General features: G+C 40.7%; 15 protein-coding genes and 1 pseudogene. 4 read left to right on the top strand and 12 right to left on the bottom strand.

The features are described from left to right. Both JWR23_RS01445 and JWR23_RS01440 read left to right on the top strand, forming a co-directional pair. Positions 1–260, top strand: a pseudogene (locus tag JWR23_RS01445) (sialate O-acetylesterase); the annotation flags it as partial. Between the two features lie 213 nt (positions 261–473). Further along, a complete protein-coding gene (locus tag JWR23_RS01440; protein ID WP_299511994.1) occupies positions 474–3,596 on the top strand; it encodes a glycoside hydrolase family 2 TIM barrel-domain containing protein in 3,123 nt (1,040 codons plus the stop codon). Between the two features lie 192 nt (positions 3,597–3,788). Here JWR23_RS01440 and JWR23_RS01435 read toward each other — a convergent pair whose 3' ends face one another. From JWR23_RS01435 to JWR23_RS01395, 9 genes are all read right to left on the bottom strand, one after another. Further along, a complete protein-coding gene (locus tag JWR23_RS01435) occupies positions 3,789–4,577 on the bottom strand; it encodes a CHAD domain-containing protein (RefSeq protein ID WP_299511992.1) in 789 nt (262 codons plus the stop codon). Between the two features lie 201 nt (positions 4,578–4,778). Further along, the gene (locus JWR23_RS01430) at positions 4,779–5,924 is read right to left on the bottom strand and encodes a metallophosphoesterase (RefSeq protein WP_299511990.1); all 1,146 of its coding nucleotides are present in this window, start codon (positions 5,922–5,924) and stop codon (positions 4,779–4,781) included. A gap of 13 nt (positions 5,925–5,937) precedes the next feature. Further along, positions 5,938–7,071 carry a metallophosphoesterase gene (locus JWR23_RS01425; protein WP_299511987.1) on the bottom strand — a complete coding sequence of 378 codons (1,134 nt, stop codon included), beginning with the start codon at positions 7,069–7,071 and terminating at the stop codon, positions 5,938–5,940. Between the two features lie 28 nt (positions 7,072–7,099). After that, the gene (locus JWR23_RS01420; protein WP_299511985.1) at positions 7,100–8,152 is read right to left on the bottom strand and encodes a glycoside hydrolase family 99-like domain-containing protein; all 1,053 of its coding nucleotides are present in this window, start codon (positions 8,150–8,152) and stop codon (positions 7,100–7,102) included. Positions 8,153–8,163: 11 nt separating this feature from the next. After that, the gene (locus JWR23_RS01415; RefSeq protein WP_299511982.1) at positions 8,164–9,774 is read right to left on the bottom strand and encodes a SusD/RagB family nutrient-binding outer membrane lipoprotein; all 1,611 of its coding nucleotides are present in this window, start codon (positions 9,772–9,774) and stop codon (positions 8,164–8,166) included. 7 nt (positions 9,775–9,781) lie between these two features. Then, positions 9,782–13,174, bottom strand: coding sequence for a SusC/RagA family TonB-linked outer membrane protein (locus JWR23_RS01410; protein WP_299511979.1), 3,393 nt, complete (start codon positions 13,172–13,174; stop codon positions 9,782–9,784). A 113-nt stretch (positions 13,175–13,287) separates the two neighbouring features. Further along, on the bottom strand, positions 13,288–14,253 hold the full coding sequence (locus JWR23_RS01405; protein ID WP_299511976.1) for a FecR family protein: 966 nt from the start codon (positions 14,251–14,253) through the stop codon (positions 13,288–13,290). A gap of 53 nt (positions 14,254–14,306) precedes the next feature. Further along, positions 14,307–14,900 carry a sigma-70 family RNA polymerase sigma factor gene (locus JWR23_RS01400; protein ID WP_299511973.1) on the bottom strand — a complete coding sequence of 198 codons (594 nt, stop codon included), beginning with the start codon at positions 14,898–14,900 and terminating at the stop codon, positions 14,307–14,309. Positions 14,901–15,588: 688 nt separating this feature from the next. Next, the gene (locus tag JWR23_RS01395; RefSeq protein ID WP_299511970.1) at positions 15,589–16,644 is read right to left on the bottom strand and encodes a glycosyl hydrolase family 18 protein; all 1,056 of its coding nucleotides are present in this window, start codon (positions 16,642–16,644) and stop codon (positions 15,589–15,591) included. A gap of 185 nt (positions 16,645–16,829) precedes the next feature. Here JWR23_RS01395 and JWR23_RS01390 point away from each other — a divergent pair, with 185 nt between their 5' ends. Together JWR23_RS01390 and JWR23_RS01385 are read left to right on the top strand one after the other, a co-directional pair. Next, on the top strand, positions 16,830–18,332 hold the full coding sequence (locus JWR23_RS01390; RefSeq protein ID WP_299511967.1) for a sodium:solute symporter: 1,503 nt from the start codon (positions 16,830–16,832) through the stop codon (positions 18,330–18,332). Between the two features lie 6 nt (positions 18,333–18,338). Next, positions 18,339–21,293: an FAD-binding and (Fe-S)-binding domain-containing protein gene (locus JWR23_RS01385; protein WP_299511964.1), complete on the top strand. Its 2,955-nt coding sequence runs from the start codon at positions 18,339–18,341 to the stop codon at positions 21,291–21,293. On the opposite strand, the gene nagB is transcribed toward JWR23_RS01385, so the two are convergent. The 3 genes from nagB to JWR23_RS01370 all read right to left on the bottom strand — a co-directional run bounded on the left by nagB (position 21,290) and on the right by JWR23_RS01370 (position 25,984). Further along, positions 21,290–23,209 carry a glucosamine-6-phosphate deaminase gene (gene nagB / locus JWR23_RS01380; protein WP_299511961.1) on the bottom strand — a complete coding sequence of 640 codons (1,920 nt, stop codon included), beginning with the start codon at positions 23,207–23,209 and terminating at the stop codon, positions 21,290–21,292. The two genes, JWR23_RS01385 and nagB, sit on opposite strands and share 4 nt — an antisense overlap. Positions 23,210–23,252: 43 nt before the next feature. Then, positions 23,253–24,062: an N-acetylmuramic acid 6-phosphate etherase gene (murQ, locus tag JWR23_RS01375; protein WP_299511958.1), complete on the bottom strand. Its 810-nt coding sequence runs from the start codon at positions 24,060–24,062 to the stop codon at positions 23,253–23,255. Positions 24,063–24,169: 107 nt separating this feature from the next. Further along, on the bottom strand, positions 24,170–25,984 hold the full coding sequence (locus tag JWR23_RS01370) for a serine hydrolase (RefSeq protein ID WP_299511955.1): 1,815 nt from the start codon (positions 25,982–25,984) through the stop codon (positions 24,170–24,172). Between the last annotated feature and the right edge of the window lie 47 nt (positions 25,985–26,031).

Raw genomic sequence — 26,031 nt, 5'->3', positions numbered from 1 at the left:
GCAGTGCTTATATCAGTTTTAATTATACCCCTAATGGGCTTACCTCTTTTGGCAAAGAATTGTTAGCTTTTGAAATAGCCGGAGACGATAAAGTATTCTATCCTGCCAAAGCAAGAATTTCGGGTAATGGAATTATGGTTGAAAGTGATAAGATAAAGGTCCCCGTAGCAGTCAGATACGCTTTTAAAGATTGGGTAACCGGAGATGTTTATAATACCGAAGGGCTACCGGTGGCGCCCTTCAGAACGGATAGCTGGTAATAATATAAGCTGAAATAGTTGAGCAAATATTAAAACAGGTGTTTTTACGGGTTTAATATAATCAGGCACTTTTGCTAAATATTGGTAATGGGATATAATTGGACGGATATGTAATAGCTAAGTTTTATTATTTTAGCGCATCTATCCTGCGGCAGTTAACCGTAATTATGTTAAGCAATCATTAATAATTAAACTTTATTTACAACTGATAAAATGAAACGACTGGTTGTTACACTGATTTATGCACTGTTTTTTTATTCCACTATGGCCCAAAAACCCATGTGGTTAGATGAGACCAGGAGCGAAGAAAATCGGCTGCCTATGCACGCATCGTATAATGTATATGAATCGGCAAAACAGGCGGCGGAAAATGACTGGCAAAAATCGTCAAACTATTTGAGCCTGAATGGCGCATGGAAATTTAAGTGGGTAGAGAAGCCTGCCGATCTGCCTGAGGATTATCAAAGTGTGGTATTTGACGATCATAAGTGGGATAGCTTCAAAATTCCGGCAACCTGGGAGGTAAACGGATATGGTTACCCCATTTTTGTTAACATTGGCTATGAGTTTCAAAATAAAATGAAACCTAATCCACCGCTTGTCCCCCTAAGCTTTGACCCCACCGGTGTTTACCGCAGAGAAATAACTGTTGGCGAAGGTTGGAAAGGCAGGCAAATCATTTTACATATCGGCTCAGCCAAATCAAATATACAGATATGGGTAAACGGTAAATACACCGGCTATGGTGAAGACAGCAAACTGGCATCAGAATTTAATATTACCCCGTATATAAAATCTGGTAAAAATCTGATTGTATTGAAAGTGATGCGCTGGAGTGATGGCACTTATCTTGAAGGTCAGGACTTTTGGCGTTTGGGCGGTATTATGCGCGATTGCTACCTGGTTGCTCGCCGCCCCCTGCATATTAACGATATACAGCTAAATGCGCATTTAGATGAGCATTATAAAAATGCTGGGCTTGAGGTAACGCTTAAATTAAATAAAACAGGCGCAGCCAATGCAACCGTTGAGATAACTGACAATAATGGGCGGTTTATTGCAAAAGGCAACGCGTTATTTTCAAATCAAACATCAAAAACGATTAATATTCCCGTGGTGAATCCAAACCTTTGGACGGCTGAGACGCCCAATCTATACCATGTGCTGATAAAGCTTACCGATAAAGACGGCAAACTATTGGAAGTGATCCCACAAAAAGCAGGGTTCAGAAGGGTGGAAATAAAAGACGGCCATTTGCTGGTAAACGGCCAGCCTGTGCTGATTAAAGGAGTTAACCGGCATGAAACAGATCCGATAACAGGGCAAACCATATCAAAAGAAGCTATGTTGGTTGATATTAAACTTATGAAAAAGTTTAACATTAACGCTGTCAGAACCTGTCATTATCCTAATGATGAATATTGGTATGAGTTGTGCGATCAATATGGGATATATGTTGTTGATGAGGCTAATATAGAATCGCATGGTATAGGATATGATATTACTAAAACTCTTGCCAATAAACCATCATGGAAACAGGCTCATATGTTACGGCTACAGCGCATGGTAGAGCGGGATAAGAATCATCCCAGCATTATTACCTGGAGTTTGGGTAACGAAGCAGGCAACGGTTATAATTTTTATGAATGTTATTTATGGCTTAAGGCCAGAGATACAACCAGGCCGATACAATATGAACAAGGGGTTGCCAATAATACAACTTTTACAACCCAGTGGAACACTGATATTATCAATCCAATGTATCCAACGCCTGAGAATATGGTGGATTACGCAAAGAACAATACTAAACCGGATAAGCCCTTCATTATGTGTGAATATGCTCATTCAATGGGTAATTCTCTGGGTAATTTTAAAGATTACTGGGACATTATCAGAAACAACAAGCATGCTTTTCAAGGAGGCTTTATCTGGGATTTTGTTGATCAGGGAATACGAAAGATCACAGCGAAAGGTGATACCATTTATGCCTATGGAGGCGACTTTGGCCCGCCTGATGTGCCAAGTGATAATAATTCCATGAGTGATGGGGTATTCCAATCAAATCGGGACCCTGATCCGGAAGCATGGGAAGTGAAAAAAGTTTATCAGAATATCCATAGCAAGTGGAAGGGAAACAATACAGTTGAAATTTTTAATGAGAATTTTTTCAAAGATCTTTCAAATGTAAAATTGCTTTGGCAACTCGTGCAGAACGGAACTGTTATACAATCAGGCGAGGTTGCGGCTATTGATATACAGCCTCAGCAAACAGGCCGGGTTATTCTGCCTCTCAATATTCCGCAAGAGGGAGAAATATTACTTAACCTATCCTATCTGCAAAAGCAAGAAGCTCTGCTTATTCCGGCAAGCCATCGTATAGCGGAAGAGCAATTACCAATAGTAGGCACTTATACTAATAAGCCAGATATTACTTCCACTACAAAAGTGGTGACGTCAACTGATGATTTGTTTTACAATATAAGCTCATCTAATATGACGATTAGCTTCGATAAAAAAACAGGATTATTAGCCCGATATGTTGTTAACGATCAAAATTTATTGGCTAATGGCTTTAGCCTTCGCCCTAACTTTTGGCGGGCCCCTACAGATAATGACATGGGTGCCAAACTGCAACTTATTTTAAAACCATGGAAAGAAGCAGCAGCAAATTTAAAGCTATCAGGTTTTTCAACCAAGCAAGACAAGGACCTGGTTTTAGTAACCACAAGCTATGACTTATCCGAAGTATACGCCAAGCTAAATATTACCTATACAATTAATGGTTCAGGAGAAATGTTGGTAAGTCAGGAATTAATACCGGATGCTACAAGAAAAGTAAGCATGCTGTTAAAGTTTGGTATGCAATGGATTTTGCCCGAAAACTTTGAATCTATTGCATATTATGGTCGGGGTCCACAGGAAAACTATCAGGACAGAAATACCGCAGCTGATTTAGGGATTTATAAACAAACAGTTAGCCAACAGTTCCACCCCTATGTGCGCCCGCAGGAGACCGGAACAAAAACAGATATTCGCTGGTATAAATTAACAAATACCATCACAAATAAAGGGATTATGATACAATCCGATGTTCCGCTTAGTATGAGTGCCCTTCATTTTTTTGATAGTGATCTTGATGATGGTGACGAAAAGCATCAGCGGCATTCAGGCGAACTAAAACCGCGCGTCCAAACTCAATTAGATATTGACTTTAAACAAATGGGTGTCGGCAGTGTGAACAGTTGGGGGCGGTTGCCGTTAAATCAATATCTTTTACCTTATCAACATTATCAGTTTAAATTTAAAATTACGCCCCTGGTAGAAAAGGCTCAATAACAACTATAACGCCCGGGCTACAGAAAAGATCGCCGGCTATGCCAAAACCCTTGCTGACCTTAGTGAGTTTATCCCGCACGATTCATATGTTTCCCACGGACTGGCTATCTGCTGCTTTTCATACTGGTAACGGATATCGACAATTAACATAACCGGCTTACACTGTGCAGAAGACTCTGCGCCCATCGCTTTTTAGCTTATTTGTTCAACAGGTAGCTCTGTTACCGTGGTTGCCTGGTTATAAAAATCTTTAGTCAGTGCAGTGATCTGCTTTTTTAACCGGCTATCCTGCTCTTTCAGCTTGGTAACCGCCGCTTGATCTATCATCTCATTAGAAAATAATTTGATAGCCAGCACATGATCGTGCCAATCCCCGATAACGGCTTGTACCCGCTCCAGGTAATCCTTGTTAAAACCAATGGCCGGAACGGCATGGGCCAATTTATAATTATAGATCAGGATCTTGACCTGTTTACGGCATTGATGTAAGGAGTCATCAAATTTAAGTATTGCCAGAGAATCCCCGATTTGCTCCAGTCGGGTTTGATAAAACAGGCTAATATACAGATCACTTACCGGCTTTATTTTCCCTTTTAATACCCGGCGTGTAACGTTTAATCTTTCCAAAAATCTCACTTTGTTTGATTTAAATTTCCTGCCTGCCTTAATCTCCAATTGGTGTTGACTGTCCATAAACGCATTGTTATGAATTTGCTGCGCCTTGCCTAATTCCTGGTTCATATACGCGTTCCGTATCTCGCCTGCCTGTTTAAATATTTTATTGATGGGTTTGAAATACCCGGCCAATTTGGGGTGATCGCCCATACTATCTGATAAGATTAAAAAGGCACGTAATTTTTTAACCTGCACCCTAAAACCGTGCAGATCTTCTTGTTGCGCTTTCTTAAAAAAAGACTTCAAATGGGATTTCATATCGGCCCATTCTTGATCAAAATACTTCCTTTCTTCCTTTTTTTTCATCCTGGTATTGTAGAAAAAAATATAACAGGTACTTCATTATATTAGTTTTAAATAATTATCTGAATGGTACAACAGCTCAGCCACGGCTATTGCTCCATTATACTAAAAAACCACCGCCTAAGACGGTGGTTTTTAGAATGAAGAAATAAAAAGCAAACATACAGTCCCCTGGCAAAACTGTCGGGAATCTTTATATTTATGCTAATTATTTAACCTGCCCGTCTGCTGCAATTCACTCAAATCAATACTTTGATAGGGTTGCTCGGCAAACCCGTTATAATAGTTCAGTATCACTTTGTGTTGATTGTCTAAAACAGATATAGCCGCATAACCGGGCAGGTCGGCGATCTGAAAATCAGTAATATATTTTTTTTCATGAGCCAGTATCTTTCTCCGACGTTCAGCCGTTGAAGGTTCCCACTTGGGATCATCATCGATCCATTGCTCTCCTCTGTATTCCTTGCTCTCCTTTCGGGGAACAGCAGCACCCGGACCGCGGTTTACGCTATTGATCATTACCTGTACCACATTACCCGAGGCCGTTTTGCGTGATACCACGGCATACTCATGTAAATGCGCGCATAACACCATAACTTTATTTTTGGCCAGCATGTTCAAAAAACGCTCTCTTAAAGTGGTGTCCTGCATCGGTCGGCGAATGCCACTCAGCAGGTGCCAGCAACGTTGCGTTACCGGTATAACCGGCTGGTGGGTCAGTACAAACTTATAGGTCGCTTTGGATGCGGAAAGTTCCTTTTCCAAAAATGCGATCATTTCCGTCTCAGGTACCTTTCGGTCTATGCTAAAAAACTGATCCAATACAAACAACTCGGTGTTTGCACTTAATGAATAAGTATACATCCCATGCCCGATAGGTTTCCCAACCTGTCCTTCAATAAAAGGCCGAATAACTTCCTCCCATGCTTCCGGCTGCCCCGGGCTGTTACTTACATCGTGGTTGCCTTTAGTAAGCACCCATGGAACCGGCAAATTAACATCATGCAACAAATCAACTACACCGCGATCCATTTGCCTGGCTAAAGCAGCATTTCCCGCAACGCCTTCCACTAGGTCGCCCAGTTGTACCACTGCTTTGACATTAGGGATAGCAGCACTCTGTTTTTTTATCAGTTGCAAAAATTCAGGCAGGTAGAAAGCGGTATATTGTGGGTACTCGTCCATAATCTGTCTTAGATCCTGGGGCCTGCTGGTTACATATTTTAAATCATGATCCTGCAAACGGTCATAATGCATATCGCCTAATGCTATAAAACTTATATCCTGCGCAATAACCGGCAGCTTTAAAAAAACCAGTAATGCCGCTAACAAAACCCTGTAATGTTTCATATGGATTTTATGTTTAAGCAGTAAAAAGTTTGGTGAGATCAACTTTAATCCAGGGCTGTTTATCAGCATTAGCAAATATGGATAGGTTTACTTCATTTTGCTGATCGAGGCTTATAGCAGCATATCCGCAAAAATCAGCATATTCATAATGACGGATGAAGGATTTTTCTTTTGCCAGAATATCCTTGCGAAGCTGTAAGCTTGCCGGTGTAAAATTTGGTTCCAGGTCAGTCAAATCAGTGGTATAGGCATCTAACCCTTTCAAATGATTTTTTATAGGTGCATTTAATGATGGTATAACGCTGCCAATTGCAACTTGTACAAAGTTACCTTTGGATGTGTTCCTAACCACTATGCTTGTTTTGTGCAGGTGGCCACTTAAAACTATTGCCTTATGTTCTGCAAGCATATTTAATAGCTCTTCGCGGTCCTGCTGTTGCTGGGGCTTAATATATATCGCCCAATTGGCACGCGCATCATAAGGCACTACCGGGATGTGCGTGCAAAAAAACAGTTGTTCATCAGGCTTATGATCTTTTATTACCTCTCTTAACCAAACCAAACCATCTTTTTCGTTAAAGCAATCAAATAAAATAAACCGGGCCTTATTGTGCACATAAACATTATTTGCCGAAGTAACCGGCTGCCTTAATTGTTTACTTTGCCAAGGCAAAACTATTTCCTCATAAACCTCTTTCGCACCAGTACCGGTAATATCATGATTACCTTTTATCGCAATAAAGGGGCGGTCGAATTTTTGTTGCTCCACATAGTTTATTAACTCGGTGGTTTGAATTGCAGCCCGTTCCTTCGAACCGCATAAGCCCTCTACAAAGTCTCCAATCTGAAGGTAAAATTTGGCATCTGTTTCATTGGCGCATTCTTTAGATACCTGCATTAAACTTGATAAATTATCACGTGTTATACGCGAATAATTCTCTATTTGCCTAATATCATTAGGATATTTTTCTTTCAGATAATCCATGTCATGATGCATCAGCTTATCAAAGTGCAAATCGCCTAAAAACATAAAATTAAAAGCTTTATCAGCAACAGGCTTAAATCTTTTTGCCCAGCTATTTAAAGGCAATGCTGCGCCCATAACTGAAAGATATTGGATGAATGTTCTTCTTTTTAAAGTTGTCATGTTATTTTTTTTAATAGATCATTAATCGTTACTTAATTTTAAACTGAGCTTTTGTTATATCTAAATAAGTTGTTCCGTATTCTTTGGCAGGTTCTATTGTAGTGCCTGCCTGAAAATTGTTCCAGGAGTTAATTAAAACAATCCGTTTATTGCCCATATTGCGTTTTGCCACATTGCACATATCGGTATAAAAAGTCGAGCTTCTGTTTTGATTATATAATTTACTTAACGGTGTTGTTGTTTTATCATTAAAGCCTGGAAATATAGCAGGAACAAAGTTAACTTTCCAGGTAGTTGTTGAATCTGTCCAGTTTTTCCAATTGGTATCGGTAAAAGCTGGCATAAATACAGAGCGGTCATAATTATCTGTTGACCAATCACTGGCTACTACACCATCCATCACTTTGGTAGCAGTGGCGTACCTCACAGGCGGTAACCAGCCGGTAGTAATTTCGCCAATTATATACACGTTAATTCCTAACGCTGTCATTGCCTGCCTTAGTGCCGGTATCACCGTGGTATAGTTAACGCTGGTGGTTAAACTGGCTGAAAGATTTAAAGGTGTAATTAAAACTACCGGCTGCCCATTAATTTTATAGTAATAGTCTTTATTAAAATGAGTGTTAGCTAAACTGGTAAACTCGTTGATGAGGGTAGTTAACTTAGCGGCTGTTAATGGCGAAGCATTGGTTACCCCTAAATGTGCTATGTTATAATTAATAACCATTTTTACATTGTTACTTCTGCCTTGTATAAAGCTGTTTAAGATGGGGTCGCCTGTAGTAGTGCCATTCCAGTTAAAAACAAAAAAGTCAACACCTGCTGCATCGGCCCATTGGCGCTCTTGAGCCATAATCGCAGGGGTTAACGAACTATATTCGCCCTGAACAGGGGTATTGGTGTACTTTTTTGCCCAATCGGCAGCAGCGTAATTGTAATAGTAAGCCCCCACATTAACATTTTCTGTTATCGGCACCGCTGGTATCGGATAATTAAATGCCGGCGGTAAATATTCATTTTGCTTTTTACACGCTACAATTACAAGCAGTAATACGCTTAGTATATAAATTAGTTTTTTCATTTTATTTAGAGTTAATAGGGTAAACTGGCATTTTTCTTATTAGGTAAGGCAAACCACAGTTTGGTAAATAAATTATCAGGGCCCCCTAACCAGGTAGCCGCTTTGGTAACTTCGGCACCATTGGTGGAGTATTCGCTGGCAGGATACAGTAGGCGTTGTGGTACATAAGCATAATTGCCATCGTAGGTTGCAAACTGCGGCTCAAAATCCAGTTGACGGGTGCGGCGGATCAAGGTCCAGGCATCAATACCCTGATTAGGTATAGCCAGCCAATGCTGCATAATAATTTGACGATAAGTATCGCCGGCAGATACATAGCTACTACAAATGCCCATCCAGTCCTGAAACTGCACTTTTCGGCCGGTAGTATCCGAGGCGGTACCCCATTTAATGCCCGGTGTATTTTCATAGGCACTGGCTTGCGCCGGGGTAAGGCCATAACGATCAAATGAAGCGCCTATACCCTGGTAATAATAGGTTTGCGCAGTGCTCGCAGTACTCCACCAGCCCTTTAACGCTGCTTCAGCCTTCAGCATGCAGGATTCCGCGTAGGATATAAACACGTATTCCGCGTCGGGTTTCAGGAATCTTGCACCTACATATGAATAATCATCTTGCTTTAACCCGATGTGTGGGCTAACTACACCCTGTGCATAAGCCGAACCGCCGCCATAAGCAATATTCTGACCAAAATATTTGCCTATCTGCGGGCCTTGTTTGGCAGGTTGCCCATAAATGGTGATCCTTGGGTCGCCATAAGGAACGGTATAATAGACCAGCGATTCGCAAAGAACCGGGATGGTAGCTTTATTGGCTGTATAACCATAAACAATGTAATTATATAAATAACTCCAGCTGTCGCTGGTTGTTCCCCAGGTAGCAGCCGCGGTTTCTGCCTGGCTGGTGATGGTATTTTGCTCATCCAACGCAATTTCCTGTATAACCTTTTTGGCTAATACCGGATCGCCGTTCGGCGCATCATTAGAGATGCGTATCGCCAGTCTTAAACGAAGCGTATTGGCAAATTTTTTCCATTTGAGCAGATCGCCGCCGTAGATCTTATCAGCATTCGCGCTATATTTATCCCCGCTGGTATTAATGGAATCTGCCAGGTTTTTCAAATCAGATAGTAAATTGGTATAAACGTCCTGCTCTTTGGTATAAGACACACTCGGAGCCCCATTCAGCGCTTTATCTGTAGGCAAACCACCCCATATGGCAACAGCGTCAGAAAAAAGATAATCTTTCCAGATACGGGCAATCAATACCCTGTTGCGGTAGGCCGGATCAGTACGGTAATTCAAATCGATCTGGTTAACCGGCTGCAAACATTTAATATATAGGTTAGACCAATAGGTGTTATTGCTGGCGTCATTATACGTATAGCGTTCAAATTCGCCCTGAAAACCGGAGAAAAACTGCGTATAATTAAAAAACACTACACGGTTCATATCCCCGCCAAGCAGGTTAAGCGAATTATAGATAGAGGAAGTGAGCAGAAAATCAGGCTCCACTTTAGTGGGATGATTAGGGTCGATATTGATACTTTCCAGGTTTTTTTTACAAGCCCCCAGGCCCAATAAGATAAATCCTGATATGATAATTATATAAGTGTACTTCATGATGCAATTAAAAAGTTAGATTAATATTAAACCCATAAGTAGCATTAGGTGGCAATGAGCCGTTTTCAATACCCTGGCCGTTGCCCGAGGTTGATGAAGATTCCGGGTCAATACCTTTCGGTGTTTTACGGTAAAGTATAGCCAGGTTACGCCCTACTGCTGATACTCTGGCCGTTTTGATAGGCGTATGGGTTAGAAGTTTTGCAGGCAGGTTGTACCCGGCAGAAACTTCGCGTAATTTTACATAGGAAGCATCGAACATAACAAACTCCGCATAGTTCGGTCTGGCATACTCGTAAGATTGCGGCGAGATATAAGTTGTGTTTTTCTTTCCATTTGCATAGTAAGCATCCCACATAGCTCCTCCAGTCAGTTCAGAACCGGTTTCCCCCAGAATGATACTATGCTTGTAATAGCCGTCGCGGCCATACAGCGTTTCTGCCGAAACACCGTTTACCAGCATTTTGGAATAGCTTCCGGAATACATTACGCCGCCTTTTTTAATATCAATTAGGGCATATAATGTAAATGGGCCATAAGAGAAAGTATTTCCGAAACCGCCCAGCCAATCAGGCGACGCGGTGCCAAAAGGCATATCATTGTTCTTAGTTAATAATCCGCCACCATCATCAATCAGCATGTGTCCCTGCGCATCGCGTGCTACACCAAGCCCCCGCAGGTAAGCATAAGGCTTTCCTACTTCGGCATACACATAGATATAACTGGAGTTGTTGTTCAGTACAAAGCGGTCAACCCCCGGTATCAGGCTTTTAACCAGCGACTTGTTGTTTGAAAAATTAAGCTGTGTGTTCCAATTGAATCTTTTGTTTCGGAATACGGTTGCATTAATACTTAACTCATTACCCCAATTACTAATTTCGCCGGCATTATAAATACGCTGCTGGTAACCGCTGGAAGTAGGTAGCTGGGCAGTAATGATCTGATTAGTAGTAGACGACGAATAATGAGTGGCATTAATCATTACCCGATTTTTAAATAAACCCAGGTCAAAACCATACTCAAAAGATGAGGTACGTTCTGGCTTAAGGTCAGGATTATTCATTTTAGTTGATAAAGATGCCAGGGTTGCACCATTAAAAAAACCATTAAACGAGTAAGTTTGACTTAATTGATAAGGGTCTGAATCGTTACCTACGGCAGCAATAGAACTTCTTAATTTTGCCAAGCTGATTATGTTATCCTTAAAGTTGAACAGCTCATTCAGAATAAGCGAGCCGCCAAATGACGGGTAGAAGTAAGAATTGTTCTGTCTGGGTAAAGTGGACGACCAGTCGTTTCTGCCCGTAACATCAATAAATGCATAGTTATGAAAGCCAACTGATAAAGATCCGTATGTAGAATTGATCTTTTTCTTCAGGATGTTCTGGGTAACCGTAGGAAATTCCTTAGCGTTCGACAGATTGATCAGCCCGGGCTGCAATAAAGAGTTAACAGCAGCGCCACGGTTCTCATAATTAGAGCTAAAGCTGCTGGCACCTAAAATGCCGATAAAAGAAAAATTCCTCCATTTTTTATTGATACTGAAAAACCCTTCCAAATTCAGGTTGGCCTGATCGGTATTGAACGTACGCAAATAGCCATCAGGGTTACCTGCAATGATGGAGCCGATATCGTTAAACTCATAACCCTTTCGCCAGTAAATATCTGCGCCCAAACGCCCGGTAAACTTAATGCCCGGCGCGATTTTAACTTCGGGGCTAAAAGTTGTCAGTATACGATCCTTGATGTCTTCGTTAGGGTTCTTGTTAATCACCCAGTACGGGTTACTGAAGTTACGGTGTGTACCAATTTCCAGACCGGTAACCGGGTCCTGGTAAGGTATCAGTTCGGCCAGATCTGTTGTACGGGCCATCTGGGTATAAAGGTTGGTGGGATTACGGCCATTAGAGTTGCCATACTGGCGGTTATTAACTTTGTTACGTAAATAAGTGATCTTGGTATCCAGTGTGACTGCTTTACCCAGCGTATTGAGCAAACGCAGATCAATGGTATGCGAATTGTTATCATTTAAACCGTTTACCACACTGTTACCAGTATAATTGGTGTAAGACATACGATAATTGCTCAGCTTGTTTCCGCCTTCCACCGCAATGGAGTTGGTGATCAGGTGCGCGGTATTATAAAAATCCTTAACATTATTTGGATGCGGTAAATAAGGCTTTACCTTTCCGTCAAGCGCTACATAGGGTTGGCCCAACATTGGCGACCCCCAACTGCGATAATTAACGTTAGCCACCGGTAATGTGTGTGTGTTATCAATATAAAAAGAGGTACCTACCCCGTAAGCGTTCTGGTATTCAGGAAATTCGGTAAGTTTCTGGAACTGCCAATTAGAATTAAAAGTAACCTTAAATTGCCCTGAACCTTTCTTTGTCGTGATCAGGATCACCCCGTTGGCTGCTCTTGATCCGTAAAGCGCCGCCGCGTTCGGGCCCTTTAGTACTTCCAGGCTTTCAATATCGTTCGGGTTGATATCGGCAGCGTTGTTACCATAATCAAGGCTACCCGAATCACCCGGTGAGTTGTCTATAGGCATGCCATCAACTACAAATAAAGGTTGGTTATTACCCGTAAGCGAATTATTTCCTCTGATGATCACTCTGGCCGAACCGGTGTTAAAACCCGACGGTATAACCTGCACCCCCGCAATTTTACCGGATAAGGCATTGACCAGGTTAGGGCTTTTAACCTCGGCTAAATTATCGGCATTTACCTGTTGCCTGCTAAAGGTCAGCGACTTGGTTTCGCGCTTTATGTTAAGCGCGGTAACCACCACCTCCTGTAACACACTTTGATTGGGGGTTAAGCGAACATGTAAGCTTGCCTGATTTCCGGCTTTAACTTCCTGAGAAGTGAAACCAACATAAGTAAATGTTAACCGTGCGGTCGTATCAGCTACAATGATATTAAATACACCGTTATTATCAGTTGCAGTACTCGTTGAGACCCCTTTTACAGTGATGGTTACGCCGGGTAACGGCTCATCTTTATCATCAGTCACCAAACCATGTATTTTCACCGGGTCACTTCTTTTGACCAGCACAATGCCCTGACCAACAATTTTATAGGAAATATCCGTGAACTTTAATAATTCCTTCAACACTGTTTCGATACTGCTGGAGCGAAAGATTTCCGGACCAATTTGATAAGAACCAATGCCGAGCTCGTGGCTGTCATAGCCAATTTGCACATGGGTGGTGTTGCTTAACTGATTTAAAGCATCATTAAGTTTCTGCCGGGTAAAGCTGATGCTGATTTTGTTTGTAATTTGGGCCGACGAGCTGCCGGCTAACAAAAGATTACTGCATATAAGAATGGAACTAAGGGCTAAAAAAGACGCGCGCATGATTACTCTTATTAGTAAGTCATTTTTTTTCATAAATTTGATTACCTGTTTAATTGTTACTAATTACTCTGGTTCTGCCTTGACATTTGCAAGTTGTTGAAGGCAAGCTATTACCGGATAGCTGTAGATGCAGCTCTCCGGTTTTTTTATGGGGTTATGGTTACTGCATTTTGTTCTCTCCTGTAATGGTTATGGTGAATACTACAAATAAGTTTTAAGGTCATGTCCAGCGGCTGGTCATGAAAAATTATAATAGAATAATGATGATTCAGCGTTTTTTTGTCTCTGGAAATAAGCCGCACATTAAATTGATTATAAAACAAGAGGGTGAGCTCATCAAAAGAAGCATCTCTGATGTTGGTTACACCCTTGATCCAGCTATTGGCATCAAATGCCGAACTATTTTCTTTTTTGAATACATGCCGGCTATGATTATAAATCAATACATCATTTGCCCGCAACGTATCAGGAAAATTTTGGGTGGCTGAGCTTACCATTACTTTGCCTGTGCGTACGTTAACTGTACTGTAAGAAAGTTTCTTATAAGTTTTCACATTAAAAGAGGTACCGTAAACCAACGTAGTGATTTGAGGGCTGATCACTCTAAACGGGTGCTTTTTATCTTTAGTTACTTCAAAAAAAGCTTCGCCGTCTTCCAGGTAGACAACGCGCTGCGTAAGAAAAGTATTGGGGTCAAACTTCAATACAGAACCTGCATTTAACCATATTTTCGATCCATCTGGTAGCTTGAGCTCCCGCAACCGTCCCGGTTCTGTACGAACTACAAACCCCTGAGGCTTTGGCGCTGCTGTTTTACGGGTAATTAATAACACGGATACCAAAGAGATCAGCACAACACTCGCCGCTGCATAATGCCATAACCGCAGCTTAACTATCCTTGCCGGCTGCATATGCGCCTTGAGCCGGTTGGCAAGTTGCCGTTGAATTCGCTTACGTGAAAGGGGATTATTTAATGGCGATGCTTCCGGATCATTAAAAGAATCATACCAGCTATCAAGCAGTTTTTTTTCTGTTTCATTTAACTGATCTTGCTGATACCTGCCAAGCAGGTCTTTGAAATAGTTTTTTAGCACGTTGTGAATGTTATTCATCCACTATACAGGCGAAACCCTTGTTTATACTTTACCTAATAATAAAGCTTATGTTAAAGTTTTGTTAACAACACAAACAAGAATATCAGTAATGAATATTCCGTTCTGAATTTGGCTTTGATTGCTTTTCGCAACCGGTGCTGAGCTTCGGTTATGTTATTCCGTACAGTTTGTTCTGCCAGGTTTAAATTACAGGCTATTTCCTGAACCGTATATTCTTTATCTTTCAGCTTGTAAACTGAGCGCATGGTAACCGGCAACGCCTCTATTTGGGTATGTAAAAATTCTTCCAATTGTTGGTATGCGGGCAGGCTTATATCATTTTGGCTAATCGCTTCAAAACGGTCACGTTGTTCTTGCAGTATACGTTCCTTTACTTTTTCGGAATGATAATAATTAATAACCCGATTTTTTACTGCTTTAAGCAGATAGTATTCTAAATATTCAGGCTGTAGATTAAGTGAAGCCCGGCTATTCCACAACTGTATTAAAACGTCCTGTACAATATCCTGCGCTTGTTGTTCATCCTGTAGTCGTTTATGAGCGGCGGCAAAGAGCTGCTCCCAATAACGGTGAAAAATTGCCTCGAATGCCTTTTCGTTCCCCTGCCGTAATTCATTCACCTGATCCGCAGAAATATTTTTCACTTTAGTTTAAATCTGCAGCGAAAATAAAGAGCAAGTATTAAGATAGTATTAATTGGTAATTACACTTTTAAAAAGTTTCGGAATTTTTAAAATAGATGATCCGTTTGTAACAAAGCATTAGCTACTCGCAATTATGGCTAAAGTGGCCGCTGTAACCCTCCTGCAATAATATTATCATTTAAACGGCAAGCCCCTTAACCCTATTAAACATGCGCTTGCTGCTTAATTTTCAATCGCTAACCACGTATTTAATAGTTAGTTTATTTGACAATAACTAACATGGTCATTTTCAATTAATTGCATTTTTGGGTGTACCAAGGTGTACCAAGGTGTATCAACGTGTACATGGTACAGTACAGTAATAAATTTAACGGGTATAGGTTTATTACCTTTCCCGTTGCGAATACAATAGTATATAAAAACTAAAGCATAAACTGGCTTCATGCCATTATTAAAGAGACCCAACAGCCGCAGCTAACCTGCCCACAAAGGGCTCCCCGCAAACCAACAATATTATTTTTTCCTGCAGCTGTTAATTTTTTATTAAAAAAAGATGGCTTTACTGTATTGCCCATCCTGTCCTATGCAGGATTTTAAATAACACACGATAATAAATCATATTCCCGCGGCAACCTATTGTAATGTAAACACTCTTACATCGGGCTTTACTTTTTTGAGTCCGAATAGATTATCTTTTTTTTGCCTCTTTACTTAACACATTCCAAAAAGCAATGTCTTCCCTGCCCAGCGCCCATACAGATATGCCTCTCAATTTGTATTTTGCCAGGATAGATAGTTTGGGTTTTAGCGACTGTGCATCTTCAATATAAATATATTCATACACGCCATCGTTATCCCAAACTGCATAATTGCAACCTGCTTTTTCATTCCAGATGGGTTTTACATTATATTTTCCGAGCAAATACTGCACGGTGTTATATCCTATTTGCTGCCCATTAGAAAATCCTCCTCTTTCTTCGGTATAATCCGGGAACCAATGCACAGAATAGTTAGGTATGCCTAATGAAAGCTTTTGTGGTGGCACACCCTCATCCAATAAATATTTAACAATACGCTCCATCCAATCTGCACCTGCCACAGGCCCGGGTGGTGTGCGCCTGGTATGCTGATCATAAGTCATTATAGACAAGAAATCGCCGGCCGCTGCAAGTTCTTTAAAGTTATAACCCGCGCGCCAGTTCTCAAACAAAAAACTATGGTAAGCAGTTGGCCCGCCAACATTCTCTATAGTATGTACCAGCGCTGCAGATAACTGTAATTTTTCATGATGCAAGGCTTCGGCTGTTTCTTTAAAAAAAGAGGTAAAATTATCACGATCAGCAATGTTAAGACCCTCCATATCAAATTGCCAGCCATCAAGCCCATATTGTTTTGCATATAGCAACATCATGTCAATTGCACGTTTACGCGCTACCGGATTAGTAACTATATTATGCAATAACAGGGCATTAAAACCTGTATTTACTATTAAAGGCATAACCTTTATATTATTTGCTTTTGAAATTTCTAATAGCCTGGGATCAACAGAGCCCGACAATACGCCTTCTTTACTGATGAAAAATACCTGCGGGCATACAATGGATATCTGGCTTACATTTTTTCGGAAACTTTCAAAAGAATCCGGACTATCAGTCATATAAAACAAATTTTCGGATCGTCCCTGCGCCTGAATTTTAAAACCCGTTACCAGAATAACCAGAATTGTAAAAAAGTGCTTCCTCATAGAATTAATTGTTTAGTTAAAAGCTAATATTTTTAAACCAGCCGACAATAAAAATATAACATTAAAATTAAATATGCAAAATAACGCAAGTAATTTACTTATCGAACATGCATTTTATTGCATATTTAAATAAATTAATGCAAATTTACGCAAATGCGTTTTGCCATATTAAACTTTATATTTTTATGTCTCCTATTATACTCTTATCCTTCATAATTGGTTATTTTGTGGTGTTAATAGGCATTGCACAGCTTACAGCTAAGGGCACTGCTGATAATGCTACCTTTTTCACAGCCAACCGAAAATCAAAGTGGTACCTGGTTGCATTTGGCATGATAGGCACGGCCCTTAGCGGTGTAACCTTTATTTCTGTTCCCGGCAAAGTGGGGGCGCCTTCAGGCGATGCTTTTGCTTACTTTCAATTTGTGCTGGGCAACGCGGTGGGGTTTATTATCATAACGATGGTATTACTGCCACTTTACTACCGTTTAAAACTCACTTCAATTTATAGTTATATTGAAGGAACATTAGGCTACCGCAGTTATAAAACCGCCGCAGCCATATTTTTAATAAGCCGTGTAATTGGCTCTGCCTTCCGGCTATATCTGGTGGTTATTGTATTACAAAAATTTATCTTCGATTTTTATCATGTCCCGTTGGCTGTAACCGTATTTATATGCTTATTTTTAATATGGGCCTATACACATAAGGGCGGTTTAAAAACTATTATCATAACCGATAGCCTGCAAACCTTGTTCCTTGTCACCTCTGTTTTTTTATCACTTTTCTTTATTTGCCGCAGCTTGCACCTTAGCTTGTTTGGGGCAGTAACGGCTATAAAAAACAGCAGCTACTCGCAGGTTTTTTTCTTTAATGATTTTTTGCCTAACAGGCTTCATTTTAGCAAACAGTTTATTGGCGGCATATTTATTACCCTGGCAATGGTGGGCCTGGACCAGGACCTGATGCAAAAGAACCTGAGTTGTAAAAATATCCGTGAGGCGCAAAAAAACATGTTCAGCTTTACGGCAATTTTTGTAGTCATTAATATATTTTTTTTAAGCGTGGGCGCCCTCCTTTATATCTATGCTATCCGTAATGGAATTACTGTAACTAAAACAGACTATTTATACCCAACCATCGCCCTAAATTACTTAGGGCTGGTGCCGGCAGTAGTGTTTATGTTAGGTTTAACAGCTGCCACTTTTGCCACTACAGATTCTGCATTGACCGCATTAACTACATCTTTTTGTGTTGATTTTTTAAACTTTAGCAAAAGCGAAGATATTAACAGCCAAAAAATGATCAGGAAAAGAAACTACGTGCATGTTCTGTTTTCCGGATTAATATTTATAACTATTATCATTTTTAATGCAATTAATAATGAGGCGGTGGTTAGTGCTATTTTTAAAGTAGCTACCTACACTTACGGCCCATTACTGGGTTTATATTCATTTGGGCTGTTTGTTAAACAGAGAAAAGTGAGTGATCATTTGGTACCTTTCATCTGTGTGCTATCACCGGCCATATGCTATTTTATAAGTTTAAATTCTGCACGTTTATTTAATGGTTATGTGTTTGATAATGAACTTATTTTACTTAACGGCGCAATAACCTTTTTACTTTTATTAATTACCGCCAGTAGTTTCACCCGCCAACAAAAAGCTGTTTTAAAACCAACTATTTAATATAACATGAGCTGGTCAAATTTGAATTTCCTGGAACTTGATAAAAACTTAACAGGTGAACTATTTTATGATAGTTCAACCAGCCACCAGGCGGTAAAAACTGTATATGCTACTGATGCCTCGGTATACCAGGAACAACCTCTGGCGGTAGCTATGCCACGCCATGCCGAAGATATTAAGCAGCTCATTATATTTGCCAATAAACACAAACTAACCCTGATACCGCGCGCAGCCGGCACATCACTTGCCGGGCAGGTGGTTGGCAATGGTTTAGTGGTTGATATTTCTAAATACATGACCGCTGTTTTAGAAGTTAACGCGCAGGAAAAATGGGTAAGGGTACAGCCAGGCGTAATAAGAGACGACCTCAATGCTTATTTAAAGCCATTTGGTTTAATGTTTGGGCCGGAAACATCAACCTCAAGCCGGGCCATGATAGGTGGTATGATAGGTAACAATTCATGCGGGTTGCATTCTATGATATGGGGAGCTACCCGTGATAATTTGCTTGAAGTAACCGCTTTGATGCATGACGCCGGCGAATTGGTCTTTGGTGAGATAGCTTATGAGAAGCTTAGCGAAAAAAGAAACGGTACTGGTTTAGAGGGCCGGCTATACAACAAACTGCTTACCCTTACTGAATCTGAACAAAACCAAAACGAGATATTAAAGAACTTCCCAAAAAAAGAAGTTAAACGCAGAAACAGCGGTTATGCGTTAGATAGCTTGGTTAACATGGTGCAGCAACGGCAAGGTATAAATTTAAGTACCATCATTGCCGGCTCTGAAGGAACCTTATGTTTTATAACCGAAGCTAAACTAAAACTTATAGACCTGCCACCCAACAATGTTGGCATAGTGGCAGTGCACTGTACCAGCTTACAGGAAGCTTTACATGTTAATTTAATAGCCGTTAATTGCGGCTGCAGCGCGTCTGAACTGGTTGACCATGTTATATTGGAACAAGCTATTAACAATGCCGGGCAAGCTGAAAACCGTTTCTTTTTACAGGGTGCACCAAATGCACTGTTAATGGTAGAGTTTTTTGACAGTAGCGAAGAGGGCTTAATTAATCAATGCAATAAACTTATTGATGCTTTAAAGGCGGCACAATTAGGTTATGCTTACCCAATATTAACCGGCAATGATACCAAAAAAGCTTGGGAGCTGCGTAAGGCCGGGTTAGGCTTGCTGCGAAACTTAAAAGGAGATGTACAACCCGTAAACCTTATTGAAGATTGCGCGGTAGCGGTTGAAGATTTACCGGCTTATATTCATGATCTTGAAATACTTTTAACTAAGCATCGTATTCCCTTCTCAGCCTATGCACATGCCGGTGCAGGCGAATTGCATATAGAGCCTATGATCAACCTAAAAACCAGGGAAGGGCAGGCATTATTTCAACAAGTATTGGCAGAAACAGCTATTTTAGTTAAAAAACACAATGGCTCCCTATCAGGCGAGCATGGTGATGGCCGTTTACGTGGCGAATATATAAGCTATGTAATGGGCGAGCGGGTTTATGATCTGTTTAAACAGGTAAAAGCCATCTTTGATCCTTCGGGGGTATTTAATTTGGGGAAGATTACTAATACGCCACCAATGCTGTCTAACCTGCGTTATGACGCTGACGCGATAAAAAGGGATCATCACACTTTATTTGACTTTACCGGCGATGAAGGAATGCTGCGTCTTACCGAAAAATGCAGCGGATCCGGCGATTGCCGCAAAACAGAAATTACAGGCGGCACCATGTGCCCAAGTTATATGGCCACACGCAATGAAAAAGATACTACGCGTGCACGGGCCAATATCCTCAGGCAATATCTGAATGAAACACCCGAAACTTTAGGTACAGGTAAATCAGCCGATATGGTTAAAGAGGTGCTTGACCTTTGCCTGGCCTGCAAAGGCTGCAAAATTGAATGCCCGTCGGCAGTAGATATGACCAAGCTGCGCGCCGAATTTCTTTATCATTACCAAAAAGCAAACGGTATACCCTTCCGCACCAAACTGATTGGCAACTTTGGCAGTAATATGAAGCTGGCATCGCGCCTGTCCGGAATTTATAATATGGCTATCAGAAATAACCTGATACGCAAAGCTATGAATCACTTTTCGGGCTTCCATCCTGACAGGTCATTACCTGCAGCAGCGGGACAGACATTACTTGCGTGGTATAACGCAAGGCAAAAAACATCTAAAATTACCGGCAAGATGGTTTACCTTTTTTGCGATGAGTTTACCAATTACACTGATGTGGAGATTGGCAAAAAAACAATTCTGTTATTAGAGAAACTGGGTTACCAGGTTATTATACCGGACCATGCCGAAAGCGGAAGGTCTTTTCTATCAAAAGGAATGCTTGAAGAAGCTAAAAAATGTGCAGAGCAAAATATAAATAAGCTATATGGCAAGGTAAATGATCAAATACCACTTATCGGTATTGAACCATCGGCTATACTTTCCTTTCGTGATGAGTATCTTTCTTTGGTGAGTGATGACTTAAAAGAAAAAGCAAGGGAAATAGGCAAACACACCTATCTTTTTGAAGAATGGTTTTACCGGGAAATTCAAGCCGGAGCAATTATCAAGAAAAGCTTTACCACCCTACCCCAGAAAATAGCATTACATGGCCACTGCCATCAAAAAGCATTATCTAATATGGATTTTGCCGGTAAAATATTAGGGCTTCCCACAAATTACGAAGTTGATTTAATACCATCAGGTTGCTGTGGTATGGCGGGCTCATTTGGTTATGAAAAAGAGCATTATGATGTTTCTATGAAAATAGGCGCACTTGTGCTTTTTCCTGCTATTAAAAAAGAGCCGCATACAACTCTTATTGCAGCCGCAGGTACCAGTTGCAGGCATCAGATAAAAGATGGGGTACAACGACGAGCCTTTCACCCCGCAGAGATACTGTATAACGCTTTAATAAATCCTGAAACGCTATTTTAATAGTCCCAGCGCACAAAAGCCTCAATAGCCTCATACTCGGCTAAGCCAAGCTGGTTATAACAAAATGCAGTCTCTTTTGTCCTGTCCTCTGCACGCACCCAAAACTCCCTTGAATCTTCCCCGGGGAAAACAGGCATATCTTTTTGAGATTGATGTTTAAATATAGCTAACCGCTTACGCGTAACCTCTTCGGGTGATAATGGAACGGCCATTTCAATTTCATGGATAGGAAATTCATGCCATGCACCGCGGTATAACCATAACCAGCAGTCTTTTATCCATTCTTCTGTTTCACGCAAACGCTTTAACGCGTTTATAATAATGTCAAAACAAACCTTATGGGTACCATGCGGGTCGGCAAAATCACCGGCAGCAAATATTTGATGGGGTTTAATCATATTAAGCAGATCCATCGTTTGTTTTATATCATCCTCATAGCTTACACTTTTTTGCGATTTAAAACGATCATAAAATGGCAAATTCATAAAGTGAATACGCTCATCAGGTAAACCTGCATACCTGGCACCTGCAATAGCCTCGCCTTTTCTTATCTGGCCCTTTACGGTAAGTATTTCTTCAGAATCTGTTTGGTTAGGCTGCTTTTCTTTTAAAAAGCTGCGCATCCGCATATACAAGTCTTCTAACTGTGTAGTATCAATTTTTTGATATTTGTTAAAGTCAATACTAAACTCAACGTATCGCAATGCATCATCATCCCAAACAGCGGTATTACCCGAAGTCTGGTAAGCTACATGCACTTCATGGCCCTGATCTGCCAGGCGGATAAATGTCCCCCCCATAGATATAACATCATCATCAGGGTGCGGAGAAAATATAACTGTTCTTTTTTTGGCCGGTTCAGCCCGCTCTGGCCGCTGGCTATCATCGGCATTAGGTTTACCACCCGGCCACCCGGTTATGGTATGCTGCAACTTATTAAATATGTTAATATTTATATTGTAAACGGGCCCTTTTTCTGTAGCCAGTTGTGCCATGCCATGGTTATTGTAATCCTCTTCGGTAAGCTTTAAAATTGGCTTGTTCAAAGTTAGAGCGAGCCAGGTTACCGCCTTTTTTATAATCTGCTCATCCCATATACAATCTTTTACCAGCCACGGTGTATCTAAACGCGTTAATTCTGAAGCAGCATCCTTGTCAACTATAAACTCTACATGATCAGAAAGCTGCAGGTAAGTTGCAGGTACATCTGCAGAAATTTCGCCCTCAACAGCCTTTTTTAAAATGGAAGCCTTCTTTTTGCTCCAGGCCATTAAAATGATTTCGCGGGCTTTAAATATGGTACCAATACCCATAGTTATAGCCTTGGTAGGTACATTTTCCTTGCCGCCAAAATCGCGCGAAGCATCACTACGGGTAAGGTCATCCAAAGTAACTAATCTGGTACCTGAGTTTGGTGCCGAACCCGGCTCATTAAACCCGATATGCCCGGTACGCCCTATACCCAAAATTTGCATATCCAAGCCCCCAAGGGCCGTTATTTTACGTTCATATTCCAGGCAAAAATCAGCTACCTCATCTTTTGCTAAAGTACCGTCAGGAATATGCACATTGTTAAGGTCGATATCAATATGGTTAAACAGGTTATCCTTCATGAAAGTAACATAGCTTTGCGCTGATGTTGGTCTCATAGGATAGTATTCATCCAAATTAAAGGTAATAACGTCTTTAAAACTAAGACTGTCCTCTTTGTGCATACGCACCAGTTCGGCATATACTTTTATTGGCGTTACGCCGGTTGCAAGCCCTAATACAGTTTTTTCATTATTACGTTGCTTACTCTTTATTAGCTTTGCTATGCGCCGGGCAACAGCTATGCTGGCGTCAGCTGCATTATCATAAATGGTTACCGGCAGTTTTTCAAACCTTGTTTCTTCAAGCAAATTTAGTCTGGGCATATATTCTTGATATGAGTAATCTGTTTTAATTTAAAAATTTGGTTTAACGATGACCTGCCGCTGCTATGGCTTCGCGTATGCTTCCATATTTTTTTAACAAACCTTCGGCAGTTTCCTCATCTATCCCGGTTTCTTTCATTATTATATTCACTCCCCGTTTGTATAATTTTGAGTTATTTAATTGCATGTCGATCATTTTATTACCTCTTACTTTGCCAAGGCCTATCATTACCGAGGTAGTAAGCATATTTAGTACCAGTTTTTGGGCTGTTCCGGCTTTCATCCGGGTTGATCCGGTTAAAAACTCGGGGCCGACAACCACTTCAACCGGAAAACGTGCTTCGCGCGAAATAGGGCAATCAGCATTACAAACTACGCAACCAGTAACAATACCCTGCGCATTTGCTGCTTCTAACCCTCCTAAAACATATGGCGTGGTGCCGGATGCTGCTATGCCAACAACTACGTCTTTATTATTTATACCGTAAGCTGCCATATCTTTCCAGGCCTGTTTTTCATCATCTTCGGCATTTTCTACTGCTTTTCTTATCGCACTGTCGCCACCGGCAATAATGCCAATAACCATCTCAGCCGGCACACCAAATGTCGGCGGGCATTCTGAAGCATCCAATACCCCTAACCTGCCGCTGGTTCCGGCACCGATATAAAACAATCTGCCGCCGGCTTTCATTTGCTTAGTGACGGCGGCCGAAAGTTTTTCTATTTGCTTTATACTTTTCTTAACCGCTAAAGGCACAGTTTGGTCTTCATCATTTATATTTTGTAGTATATCACTAAGTGACAATTCATGAAGATTGTTATAATTAGAATCTTTTTCTGTTGTTAGTTCCATTTGATTAAATAATATTTTCGATCAGGTAGATCTTCGATTTGTACGTTATTTAAATAAACATGCAAAACCTTAAATTCGTTTAGTCTTTTAACTTAATTCTTTTTTTATTAATTTTTTACAGCTGGTTTGCTGTTCACTATTGCGTTATAATACATATCCAGAATGCGCGGCCGTAAATTTATTTTTGATACGCCAAATGTTTTACCGTCATCAGGATAAGTACGGTTAGATAGGAATATAAATACCAAATTGTATTTAGGATCAACCCATACATAAGTTCCTGTATAACCACTATGCCCGAAAGCTTGTTCAGAGCGATAATCGCCGGGTTGCTTATCGGTGCTGACGCGATCATAGCCGTACCCACGCTGGCTAACTTTAGACTGACGGGAAGTAAACATTTTTACGGTACCCGGCTTATAATAGTTTTTACTGCCATATGCTCCCTCGTTCAAAAGCATTTGGTAAAAAATTGCCAGATCGTTAGCATTGGCAAATAACCCTGCATGCCCTTCTACCCCACCTGCCATAGCTGATCCGGGATCATTCACATAGCCCTGCACCAGCATATTCCTAAACCAATTATCATTTTCGGTAGTAGGCACAATTCTTGATTTAGCAAAACGATTGCGCGGCATAAACCCGGTAACCTGTAAACCTAATGGCAAATAAAGCTCATTCGCTGCAAAATCATTCAGTTTTGTATGGCTAACCTCTTCTACAACCTCTTTCATCATATACATACTTAAATCGCTGTACACAAATTTACCCCTGGTATGCCCTTCTGATTTTAATGTAACGGGCCACATAACCTCATCAAAATAATTGGCGCGTAAATAATAATTATCGGCCACCTTAGTTGGATATGCTGCTGATGAATCACGGCTCATATCTGTCGGCTTAAGCTGCTCATAAAATTTTATATAGGGCGTAAATCCGGCTTCATGAAGTAAAGCTTCTTTAATTTTAACATCCCGTTTATCTGGTGCATCTCTAACTAAGGCAACGTACTTACTTATCGGGCTGTCAAGACTAATAACTTTTCTATCATACAAACGCATGATGGATGGCGTAGTTGCTGTAACCTTGGTAACCGAAGCCATATCAAAAAGATCATCAGGCTTAGTTATTTCAGAACCATCATAGGTATGCTTGCCGTAAGCTTTATGAAATATCACCTCTCCATCTTTAGCCAATAACACCACTACCGAAGGAGCTGCATGGGCCGCTATGCCTGCAGCAACTAACGAGTCTATCCCGGCCAACATATCACTATTTACGGCTACCGCTTCAGGAATTGAATAACCTAAACGTATTTTTTGAGTTTGATAACCTGCACCAACCTTAAAGTTAGATGTATAAGTAGCTGTAAGTTTACCACTGGCAGCAACGCCGCCAAATATTAGCTGTGCAGCTACAGAAGCACCTTCACTTGTATTGTTTTTGCAATAAATTACAGGAGATTTTGTATCATTTAAATAGTTTAAATTCTTTCCATCGCCGGTTATTACAAATACTACTCGGTTTAAGCTTTCTATATCTTTTACAAACGCTAAGCAGGCAGGTGTAAATTTGGTGTTGTTGGATATGGTAAACAAGATTAAGTTATACAATTTCAGCTTATCATGCAGTGCGTTGTAAGCTTCGGTAGTTTGAACATCATTAGCATTAAAACCTGTAACATGGCTGTATTTATTTGCTATACTATCAAATACTGAAGCAAAGCTATAACCGGCATGAATGCTTGCTACTTTTAAGCCCTGAACTTCTTTTAAAGGGATAAAACCCGTGTTATTATTCAACACCACCGCGCTTTGCTCAGCCTCCCTGATTTTGCTCAATTTCTGTTGATTTATGGCATGATCTTGTGCAAACCCAGCTGTAAAGCCACATACAAATAGTATAACTAATAAATTTTTCATGGTCAAAAAATTAATAGCAGGGGACTAATGTCCCCCACTATTATAAT

The organism is Mucilaginibacter sp. (assembly GCF_028288205.1).
Taxonomy (GTDB): Bacteria; Bacteroidota; Bacteroidia; order Sphingobacteriales; family Sphingobacteriaceae; genus Mucilaginibacter.
This window is presented reverse-complemented; position numbering and strand designations above follow the sequence as displayed.

What these genes read in the sequence shown, in the direction of transcription:
- JWR23_RS01440 (WP_299511994.1), top strand. Translation starts at nt 474, where the DNA reads ATGAAACGACTGGTTGTTACACTGATTTATGCACTGTTTTTTTATTCC.
- JWR23_RS01435 (WP_299511992.1), bottom strand. Translation starts at nt 4,577, where the DNA reads ATGAAAAAAAAGGAAGAAAGGAAGTATTTTGATCAAGAATGGGCCGAT.
- JWR23_RS01430 (WP_299511990.1), bottom strand. Translation starts at nt 5,924, where the DNA reads ATGAAACATTACAGGGTTTTGTTAGCGGCATTACTGGTTTTTTTAAAG.
- JWR23_RS01425 (WP_299511987.1), bottom strand. Translation starts at nt 7,071, where the DNA reads ATGACAACTTTAAAAAGAAGAACATTCATCCAATATCTTTCAGTTATG.
- JWR23_RS01420 (WP_299511985.1), bottom strand. Translation starts at nt 8,152, where the DNA reads ATGAAAAAACTAATTTATATACTAAGCGTATTACTGCTTGTAATTGTA.
- JWR23_RS01415 (WP_299511982.1), bottom strand. Translation starts at nt 9,774, where the DNA reads ATGAAGTACACTTATATAATTATCATATCAGGATTTATCTTATTGGGC.
- JWR23_RS01410 (WP_299511979.1), bottom strand. Translation starts at nt 13,174, where the DNA reads ATGAAAAAAAATGACTTACTAATAAGAGTAATCATGCGCGCGTCTTTT.
- JWR23_RS01405 (WP_299511976.1), bottom strand. Translation starts at nt 14,253, where the DNA reads ATGAATAACATTCACAACGTGCTAAAAAACTATTTCAAAGACCTGCTT.
- JWR23_RS01395 (WP_299511970.1), bottom strand. Translation starts at nt 16,644, where the DNA reads ATGAGGAAGCACTTTTTTACAATTCTGGTTATTCTGGTAACGGGTTTT.
- JWR23_RS01390 (WP_299511967.1), top strand. Translation starts at nt 16,830, where the DNA reads ATGTCTCCTATTATACTCTTATCCTTCATAATTGGTTATTTTGTGGTG.
- JWR23_RS01385 (WP_299511964.1), top strand. Translation starts at nt 18,339, where the DNA reads ATGAGCTGGTCAAATTTGAATTTCCTGGAACTTGATAAAAACTTAACA.
- nagB (WP_299511961.1), bottom strand. Translation starts at nt 23,209, where the DNA reads ATGCCCAGACTAAATTTGCTTGAAGAAACAAGGTTTGAAAAACTGCCG.
- murQ (WP_299511958.1), bottom strand. Translation starts at nt 24,062, where the DNA reads ATGGAACTAACAACAGAAAAAGATTCTAATTATAACAATCTTCATGAA.
- JWR23_RS01370 (WP_299511955.1), bottom strand. Translation starts at nt 25,984, where the DNA reads ATGAAAAATTTATTAGTTATACTATTTGTATGTGGCTTTACAGCTGGG.